This is a genomic window from Streptomyces sioyaensis (genome assembly GCF_004122735.1).
Classification (GTDB): domain Bacteria; phylum Actinomycetota; class Actinomycetes; order Streptomycetales; family Streptomycetaceae; genus Streptomyces; species Streptomyces sioyaensis.
The window spans coordinates 1-8,477 of the sequence record NZ_SDIF01000189.1; the positions used below are offsets into that span (position 1 = coordinate 1).

Genomic DNA, 8,477 nt, shown 5'->3' on the forward strand with positions numbered 1-8,477 from the left:
GGGCGGGGGGTGGAGCCGGGGGCGGCCGGGCGTCGCGCATCTGGTCGCCTTCTGGGAGAGCCGGGCGTTCTACGACTCCTTCATGGCGCGTGCGCACGACCGGCTGGCGGCCGCCCAGGTCGGGACGTACAAGGACGCACAGGTGCGCCTGTTTGAGCACGAGTTCGACGTGAAGGTGGGCTTCCGCCCGTCGTTCGGTGATGTGGACGTGCTGCGGCTGGCGCACAGCCAGGTGTACCAGGACCGGGTGGACCACTTCATGCTCATGCAGGAGAAGGTCTGGAACCCGGCGATGGCGGGTTCGCCGGGAATGCTGCGGGGGATGGTGGGGCGGGCACCGGGTGAGGAGTTCCTGGTGCTGTCGATGTGGCAGTCGGCTGCCGAGCGGGGCAAGTACCGGCCCGAGCGGGTGGAGCGGCTGGCACTGCGGGCTCAGATAGCCGCGGACGTCCGGGCCATCGCGGGGGACGTGGTCCAGCTCGAACCGTCGTGGACGGTATGACGGGCGGCGTGTTCAGGAGCCCGTGCCGTGGGGGATGCCTGAGGCGCTGTCGAGGGTGAACGCCCCGGCGCGGGCGGCGGCCAGGGTGGCCGCCGCGGCCTGGTCGGCGTGCGCGGCCTCGACCGGTTCCCGGGTGATGAACAGGCGGAAGAAGAGCGGTGCGGAGACCGAGCGGACCAGCGCACCGGCATCGATCGCGCCGCTCACGGCGGGGTCGGAGGCGGTGTGTGCCCGGGTACCCGCCGGGGGGCCCGGTACGGCTTCCGGGGGCGCAGGCAATTCCCCGCGCAGGACGGCACGTTCGACGAGGACCTCACAGCGCGCGAACCGCTCGGTGTAGTAGCCGCGCAGCGCCGCGGCCGCCCGCTCCGACCGGAAGCCGGCAGCGATCATCGCGGAGCCCGAAGCGGCCACCGCAGGATCGGCGAAGGAGGCGACGACCTCGCGGGCCAGGGCGCGCAGATCGCCCTCCAGGGACCCGGTGTCGGGCGGGGTCCAGTCGTCCTCGCCCGCGAGGTCCAGAGCGTCCGCCACCAGGCCCTCGAGGTCCTTCCAGCGGCGATAGAGCGTCGTTTTGTGCACGCCGGAGTGCTCGGCGACGTATTCGACGGTCAAGCCGGGATAGCCGTGCTCGGTGAGCCCGGCCAGTACGGCGTCGCGGACGGCCGCGCGGGTGCGGGCGGTGCGGCCGCCGGGGCGCCGGGTGCCGGGGGCAGGTGCGGAGCCGTCGGCCGTGCGCCGGTCGCTGCTCGCTTCGTCCTCAGTCAATTGCAATCCTTGTTGCGTTAGTGGCCGGACCGTGTCATCCTCATCGTAATGCAACGAGTGTTGCGTTTGATTGGGGGCTCGATGCCTGCGCGGATCTCATGGCACGCCATCATCACGTCCTGCGGTGACCGGCCGCTGAACGACGGCGTATCGCTGTCGATACACCCTGCCGAACGCAACGGGGTCGTGGGGGGATCGTGCCCGACGGTCCCGGGCAGGAGTGCGGCCGTACCTCGCCGCAGGTGCCTCAGGCAGGCCAGAAACGGATCAGTCACGCCGGGAACGGGCCGCGGCCGAACAGGCAGGAGGAGTGCTGTGCAGCAAGGTCCGGACCGCGGGCCAGGGGGTGTGCGGCATGTACAGAGCAGGAGATTTAGGCTGGCGGCATGGCTCGGCCCCGACGCATCGTTCTCATCCGCCACGGAGAGTCGGAGGGGAACGTCGATGACACCGTCTACGAGCGAGAACCCGATCATGCGCTCTCGCTCACCCCGGCCGGGTTGCGACAGGCGGAGGCGGCCGGCGGCCCGCTGCGCGAGATGTTCGGTGACCAGCGGGTCTCCGCCTACGTCTCGCCCTACCGCCGCACCCACCAGACCTTCCGGGCGCTCGGCCTCGATCCCGGCAGGGTCCGGGTCCGTGAGGAGCCCCGACTGCGCGAGCAGGACTGGGGGAACTGGCAGGACCGCGACGACGTACGACGGCAGAAGGCCTACCGCGACGCCTACGGACACTTCTTCTACCGGTTCGCCCAGGGCGAGTCCGGAGCGGACGTCTACGACCGCGTCGGGGCGTTCCTGGAGAGCCTGTGGCGCAGCTTCGAGGCCCCGGACCACCCGCCGAACGTCCTGATCGTCACGCACGGGCTCACCATGCGGCTGTTCTGTATGCGCTGGTTCCACTGGACGGTGGCCGACTTCGAGTCGCTGTCCAATCCGGGCAATGCGGAACGGCGCACCCTGCTGCTCGGCGGGAACGGCCGCTACACCCTCGACCGGCCCTTCGAGCGCTGGTGTAAACCGGAGCCTTATGGAGCCACCGGTTAGAGTGCACACCGATGACCCTCGATCACCGTGACGCAGACCGCCGTGCGCGGGCTCTGGCCAGCCTGCGCGGCCTGTCCGTGGGTGACGCCCTCGGATCCCAGTTCTTCGTCCCCGCCCACTACCCCTCCCTCAAGCGCCGCGAGCTGCCACCGGCCCCCTGGCAGTGGACCGACGACACGGAGATGGCGTGCTCCGTCCTGGCCGAGCTCACGACCCATGGGCGGATCGACCAGGACTCCCTCGCCCGCTCCTTCGCCGACCACCACGACTTCGACCGTGGCTATGGTCCGGCCGTCAACCGCATGCTGCGGCTGATCCGCGAGGGCGGCGACTGGCGTGAGCTGGCGTCCGGACTCTTCAACGGCCAGGGCTCGTGGGGCAACGGAGCCGCCATGCGCATCGCTCCCCTCGGCGCCTGGTACGCCGACGACCCCGAGCAGGCCACCCACCAGGCCGAGATCTCCGCCTACACCACCCACCAGCACCGCGAGGCCGTCGTCGGTGCCATGGCCGTCGCCGCCGCGGCCGCCCTGGTGGCCGACCCGACCCGGGACCTCGGCCCCGAGCAGCTGCTGGACGGCGTACTGGAGCTGATCCCGCGCAGCGCCGTACAGGCCGGTCTGCGCCGGGCACGCGACATGCTCGACTACGCCGACTCCGGCACCGTCGCCGCCGTGCTGGGCTGCGGGCGGCGTACCAGTGCCCACGACACCGTGCCCTTCACCCTCTGGGCCGCCGCCCGGCATCTCGGCAACTATGAGCGGGCATTTTGGGCCACCGCTCATGCGGGCGGCGATGTCGACACCACCTGCGCGATCGTCGGCGGCATCGTGGCCGCCGGTGCTGCGGGCGCCCCGCCCGAGGCATGGCTGGCGGGCACCGAACCCCTCCCGTCCTGGGCCCCCGTCCACACCGACTGAGCACCGCCGCACCGTAGCTCCCCTCGCCCGCCGCGGACCGGCCGTCCGTGACCCGTTCCGTCCCCCGGTGCCCTCCAACGGCCGGTGAGGGGCGGCGAATTCGCCCCGGGTGGTGGTAGGCGGGCACGGGAGCGCGACACGTCGCGCCCTCCGGGGTCGCCGCCGGGTACCCGTTGGTAGCGGTGCCGTCCCGGTCCCGTTCGCACCTGCACGGACATCGTTTTCCGCTGGGTGCGGATCCGGTGCGGACGGCTGCGCCGAATAGGCGTAACCTGGCTGGCGCCATGCCGTACGAGCCCCCCACCCATACCGTCGAGCGATCATTGCGCGCCACGACGGGCGCCAAGATCGTTGTAGGTATCGACGAGGTCGGACGCGGAGCGTGGGCCGGTCCGGTCAGCGTCTGCGCAGCCATCACCGGTCTGCGCCGGCCGCCCGACGGACTCACCGATTCCAAGCTGCTGACTCCCAAGCGCCGCACCGAATTGTGCGAGGTGCTCGGCGAGTGGGTCACGTCGTACGCCCTTGGGCACTCCTCGCCGGAGGAGATCGACGAGCTGGGCATGACCGCGGCACTGCGGCTCGCGGCCGTACGCGCCCTGGAGGCGCTGCCGGTCCGGCCGGACGCGGTCATTCTTGACGGCAAGCACGACTACCTGGGCGCGCCATGGCGGGTCCGCACGGTCATCAAGGGTGACCAGTCCTGCATCGCGGTCGCCGCCGCGTCCGTGATCGCCAAGGTGCGGCGCGACGCGATGATGGCCGAACTGGGTCTGGCCTACGCCGACTTCGACTTCGCGGCCAACGCAGGCTACCCCTCGCCGACCCATCGCATCGCCCTGGAGGAGTACGGTCCCACGCCGCACCACCGAGTGTCGTGGTCCTACATGGACGCCCTGCCCCGGTGGCGGCATCTGAAGAAGGTGCGCATCACCCCCGAAGCAGCCGCTCTGGAAGCCGGTGGCCAACTCGGCTTCGATTTCTGAGTGGTACGGACATCAATTCGGTACCCGGTAGCGTGTTCCGTACTTACGTTTGATAGACATCCCTTTATGCCTCTCATCCCCGAGGAGCCTCAGATTCACGAGAGTGTCCCGGGTCCCCGCGCAACTTCGGCCGCCGGCCGTACCGCGCCGACCCCCCGTCCTGTTCCTGGCCCCGGTCCCCGCCCCGCGCCCCCGCGTGGCGCTCCGGCGGCCAGCGTCCGTCCGGGCAAGCCCGGACCTGCTGCCCCGTCGCGTGGGCCTGTCGCCGCTCCGCCGGTGCAGCGCACCAGCTCCCCGCAGCCGCCGGCCGACAAGACCGGTACCGCCGCGGGAGCGCAGCTCCAGCTGATCCCGGCACCCGCCGCCGGCGCCGTCGACGCTGCCGACGAGGCCGTCGACCTGCTGCTGGACTCCGGGCGTGCGCCGGGCGACATCCTGGTGCTGACCACCGGCGAAGCCCACCCGTGGGCCGCGCATGAGCTCTCGTTCGGCGAGGCCTCGTACTGGGCCCAACACGACGCCACGGACGATGTGTTCTACGCGGACGCGGCCGCCGAGCGCGCCACCGGCCGGCCCGTTGTGGTCGTCGCCGTCAATGGCGGTTCGGACGAGGTCACCGGGAGGGCTCTGCCGGCGGCCATGGCCCGTGCCGGAGTGCTGCTGATCGTCTGCGGCGACCCGCAGCGGATCACGGCTGTCCTCGGCGCCCACGCCTGACCCTGTCGGCCCGCAACGGCCCGTCGGTCCTGCAGGGCCGACGGGCACGCATGCGCGTCCGCGCCCACGGTGTGCGGACGCCGCGCGTGCCGACAGGTGGTACGGCTCCCCGAGAGGCACGGCCCGCCGTTCGCCGTGGGCGCGAACCCCGGTAGGGGCGCGGCCGCTCGGTCCGCCTCAGCGCGCTGCCGTGTGCCGGCGTGCTTCCGGGGCGCCGCCCGCGCGCCGTGGAAGCGGCCGGCTCTGCGGGGCGGCGGCCTTCGCGGCGGTGCGTGATGCATCCGGTCGCGCTGCCGTCGTACGACGTGGCTCCGTACGTCCCGCATCCGGGCGACGCGGTTCGGGGACCGGCAGGTCCGTGGCGGGTGGCCTGGGGCGGCGCCCGCCCCGTCCCTCTCCCAATACCTGCCAGCGGCTCGGGGTCAGCGTGATGTACGCCCCGCAGCGGAGTCCGTGCAGGGTGCAGGCGTCGCGCAGCCCCCACATCCACGCCCCGTCCGTCTCCGTCCAACGGGGCTCGCCCTCACGGCAGTAGACCAGCACCGCGGTCCGGACCGGGGTACGCAATCGCAGGTCGTGCGGGATGACCCGGCGCAGATGTGCCAGCAGCGCATTGCGGAACTCCCAGCCGTCGGGCGCGGCCGCGAACTCGGTGAACGAGGCGCTGGCCGTCAATCGGTCGTGTGCGTCGAGCACCGCGACGATGGCCGTCGACGGCCCCGGACGATGGCGATCGTGCAGATCGGCGACGACCTCACGGGGATTGCGCAGCAACGGGATCCCGGCCGAGGCCCATTCGGCGGGCACCAGCATCCGTCCCAGTCGCGCGGCGGAATCGGCGGACACGGGCAAGGACACATGCGGGGGCGGAGCGAAGCCGAAGGTCATGTTCCTCCCTTCGTCTAGGCGTCCACGCGTCGGGCGGTGACCGGGCACGGGTGCGCACCACGGCACGGCGCTGCCTGACCATGGACGGCCGGTACGGGGAAGCATTCCAATTCTTGCCGTCGTACACGCATGCGGCAACGAGCAATTCCCGCCGGTGCCCGGAATCGCCAGGAAAGTCACCGATGTGCTTGTCCGTCGCGGAGTCGGCCGTGAACGTATCGCTCCTAGCCCTGTACGGCGAGGACCAGCGGAAACACCCCCTCGGCGCCTGCCCGGCGCAGGAGCCGGGCTGTCATGGCCACTGTCCAGCCGGTGTCGGCGTAGTCGTCCACCAACAGCACCGGGCCACCCGCCGAGGCCAGAGCCTGCGCCAGCTCCGGAGGCACGCACAGCGAACCGTGCAGCGCCCGCAGCCGCTGAGCGCTGTTGCTGCGCGGAATCCTGCCCTCGACACCGTCGTCCGCCGAGGCCACCGTGCCCAGGAACGGCATCCGGCCGACCGCGGCGATCCGCTCGGCCAGCGACCGGATCAGCTGCGGGCGGCTGCGCGAGGAGAGCGCGACGACGCCCACCGGGCGGGCCGGGGCATCGGCCGCGCCCGAGGCCCAACCACCGGGCCCCTTGGCCCAGTCGGCGAGCACGGTGACCACCGCGGCCGACACATCGTCGGGGACCGGCCCGTCCGGCGCCTGCGGCGCGAGCATCGGCCGCAGGCGGTTGCCCCACCCGATGTCGGAGAGCCGGCCCAGGGCCCGGCCGGTCGCGGACAGCTCGCCCGCCGGGATACGCCCCTTGAGGTCGACGCCGACGGCCGGCAGCCCCGTCGGCCACATCCGCCGCGGCTCCACCTCCACCCCTGGACGCCCCAGCTCACCGCGCGCCGCGTCCAGCGAAGCGGCCGACACCTCGGTGCTGAAGCGTGCCCCGGCGCAGTTGTCGCAGCGACCGCAGGCCACCGCCGCCTCGTCGTCCAACTGCCGCCGCAGGAACTCCATCCGGCAGCCCGCCGTGGTCGCGTACTCCCGCATGGCCTGCTGCTCGGCCTCGCGCTGACGCGACACCCACGCATAGCGCTCGGCGTCGTACGACCAGGGCCGGCCGGTGGACGTCCAGCCGCCCTTGACGCGTTGCACGGCGCCGTCCACATCGAGCACCTTGAGCATGATCTCCAGGCGCGAGCGGCGCAGGTCGACCTGCGGCTCCAGGGCGGGCAGCGACACCGGCCGGCCGGCCGCGGCCAAGACGTCCAGAGTCCGCCGCACCTGCTCCTCGGGCGGGAAGGCCAGCGACGCGAAGTACTTCCAGATCGCCTCGTCCTCACGCCCCGGCAGCAGCAGCACCTCGGCGTGCTTCACCCCTCGGCCGGCCCGGCCCACCTGCTGGTAGTACGCGATGGGGGACGAGGGCGACCCGAGGTGCACCACGAAGCCCAGATCGGGCTTGTCGAAGCCCATGCCCAGCGCGGACGTCGCCACCAGCGCCTTGACGCGGTTGGCGAGCAGATCGTCCTCGGCCTGCTGGCGGTCGGCGTTCTCCGTCTTACCGGTGTACGACGAGACCGTGTGTCCCCGGTGGCGCAGGAAGGCCGTCACCTCCTCGGCGGCGGCGACCGTGAGGGTGTAGATGATTCCCGAGCCCGGCAGTTCGTGCAGATGGTCCGCGAGCCAGGCGAGCCGGTGCGCGGCGTCCGGCAGCGGAAGCACGCCCAGGCTCAGACTCTCCCGGTCCAGCGGTCCGCGCAGCACCAGTGCCTCGGTGGAGCCCTCGCCCGTCCCGAGCTGCTCGGCGACATCGGCGGTCACCCGCGCATTGGCCGTGGCGGTGGTGGCGAGCACCGGCACACCGGGCGGGAGATCGGCGAGCATGGTGCGCAGCCGTCGGTAATCCGGCCGGAAATCATGGCCCCAGTCGGAGATGCAGTGCGCCTCGTCGACCACCAGCAGACCGGTCGCCGCCGCGAGCTTGGGCAGTACCTGATCACGAAAATCGGGGTTGTTGAGCCGCTCGGGGCTCACCAGCAGGACATCCACTTCACCGGCCGCCACCTCGGCCTGGACGGTGTCCCACTCCTCGGTGTTGGCGGAGTTGATCGTGCGCGCCCGGATCCCGGCGCGCGCGGCGGCCTCGACCTGATTACGCATCAGCGCAAGGAGCGGGGAGACGATCACGGTCGGCCCGCTGCCGCGCTCGCGCAGCAGCGCCGTCGCGACGAAATAGACCGCGGACTTGCCCCAGCCCGTCCGCTGCACGACCAGCGCCCGGCGGTGGTCGGCGACCAGCGCCTCGATCGCCCGCCACTGATCCTCGCGCAGCCTGGCCTCGCCGCCGGGATCCCCGACGAGTCGGGTCAGGACGGCATCGGCGGCGGCACGCAGATCATCGTTGCTCATGCCTCCATGCAACCCGATGCCACTGACAATGCGCGAACTCCCGCCCGAGGCTGTGGACAACTTCCTCGCCCGCGAGTTATCCACAGGGGTCGCGGCGCGGCGGCCTGCCGCGGGATCTTCGAGCCATGAATCCGCACAGCGAACCGAGCAAGCGCTCCACCGACAGCAATTCCGCCGCCACGCCCTCCGCCCCGACGCCTTCGACCCCGATTTTCGTGATCAGGTACTGCCCAAGCTCGCGGCGGCGACCGGTCTGCTGG

9 protein-coding genes are annotated in these 8,477 nt (G+C 71.9%); 5 read left to right on the top strand and 4 right to left on the bottom strand.

What is annotated here, in order from left to right; all coding sequences use genetic code 11:
- On the top strand, positions 1-502 hold a 502-nt coding region (locus EST54_RS32005), incomplete at its 5' end, for a DUF4937 domain-containing protein (RefSeq protein ID WP_129251193.1).
- Positions 503-514: 12 nt separating this feature from the next.
- Here the strand turns inward: EST54_RS32005 and EST54_RS32010 are convergent.
- Complete coding sequence (locus EST54_RS32010) at positions 515-1,270, bottom strand: TetR/AcrR family transcriptional regulator (protein ID WP_129251194.1); 756 nt, start codon at positions 1,268-1,270, stop codon at positions 515-517.
- A gap of 386 nt (positions 1,271-1,656) precedes the next feature.
- Here EST54_RS32010 and EST54_RS32015 point away from each other — a divergent pair, with 386 nt between their 5' ends.
- From EST54_RS32015 to EST54_RS32030, 4 genes are all read left to right on the top strand, one after another.
- Positions 1,657-2,316 carry a histidine phosphatase family protein gene (locus tag EST54_RS32015; RefSeq protein WP_006602677.1) on the top strand — a complete coding sequence of 220 codons (660 nt, stop codon included), beginning with the start codon at positions 1,657-1,659 and terminating at the stop codon, positions 2,314-2,316.
- 11 nt (positions 2,317-2,327) lie between these two features.
- Positions 2,328-3,236 carry an ADP-ribosylglycohydrolase family protein gene (locus EST54_RS32020; protein ID WP_129251195.1) on the top strand — a complete coding sequence of 303 codons (909 nt, stop codon included), beginning with the start codon at positions 2,328-2,330 and terminating at the stop codon, positions 3,234-3,236.
- 284 nt (positions 3,237-3,520) lie between these two features.
- Entirely contained in the window at positions 3,521-4,222 is a 702-nt protein-coding gene (locus tag EST54_RS32025) for a ribonuclease HII (protein ID WP_129251196.1), read from the top strand.
- Positions 4,223-4,288: 66 nt separating this feature from the next.
- On the top strand, positions 4,289-4,939 hold the full coding sequence (locus tag EST54_RS32030) for a hypothetical protein (protein ID WP_129251197.1): 651 nt from the start codon (positions 4,289-4,291) through the stop codon (positions 4,937-4,939).
- A 177-nt stretch (positions 4,940-5,116) separates the two neighbouring features.
- On the opposite strand, the gene EST54_RS32035 is transcribed toward EST54_RS32030, so the two are convergent.
- The 3 genes from EST54_RS32035 to EST54_RS35130 form a co-directional block, all read right to left on the bottom strand.
- On the bottom strand, positions 5,117-5,827 hold the full coding sequence (locus tag EST54_RS32035; RefSeq protein ID WP_129251198.1) for a hypothetical protein: 711 nt from the start codon (positions 5,825-5,827) through the stop codon (positions 5,117-5,119).
- A 224-nt stretch (positions 5,828-6,051) separates the two neighbouring features.
- Positions 6,052-8,217: a RecQ family ATP-dependent DNA helicase gene (locus EST54_RS32040; protein WP_129251199.1), complete on the bottom strand. Its 2,166-nt coding sequence runs from the start codon at positions 8,215-8,217 to the stop codon at positions 6,052-6,054.
- A 76-nt stretch (positions 8,218-8,293) separates the two neighbouring features.
- Positions 8,294-8,477 (bottom strand): hypothetical protein (locus tag EST54_RS35130; protein WP_217371200.1); only part of this gene is annotated, 184 nt, incomplete at its 5' end.

Bases quoted from the DNA above. Each gene is read 5' to 3' on its own strand.
- EST54_RS32015 (WP_006602677.1), top strand. From the start codon at position 1,657: ATGGCTCGGCCCCGACGCATCGTTCTCATCCGCCACGGAGAGTCGGAG.
- EST54_RS32020 (WP_129251195.1), top strand. From the start codon at position 2,328: ATGACCCTCGATCACCGTGACGCAGACCGCCGTGCGCGGGCTCTGGCC.
- EST54_RS32025 (WP_129251196.1), top strand. From the start codon at position 3,521: ATGCCGTACGAGCCCCCCACCCATACCGTCGAGCGATCATTGCGCGCC.
- EST54_RS32030 (WP_129251197.1), top strand. From the start codon at position 4,289: ATGCCTCTCATCCCCGAGGAGCCTCAGATTCACGAGAGTGTCCCGGGT.
- EST54_RS32035 (WP_129251198.1), bottom strand. From the start codon at position 5,827: ATGACCTTCGGCTTCGCTCCGCCCCCGCATGTGTCCTTGCCCGTGTCC.
- EST54_RS32040 (WP_129251199.1), bottom strand. From the start codon at position 8,217: ATGAGCAACGATGATCTGCGTGCCGCCGCCGATGCCGTCCTGACCCGA.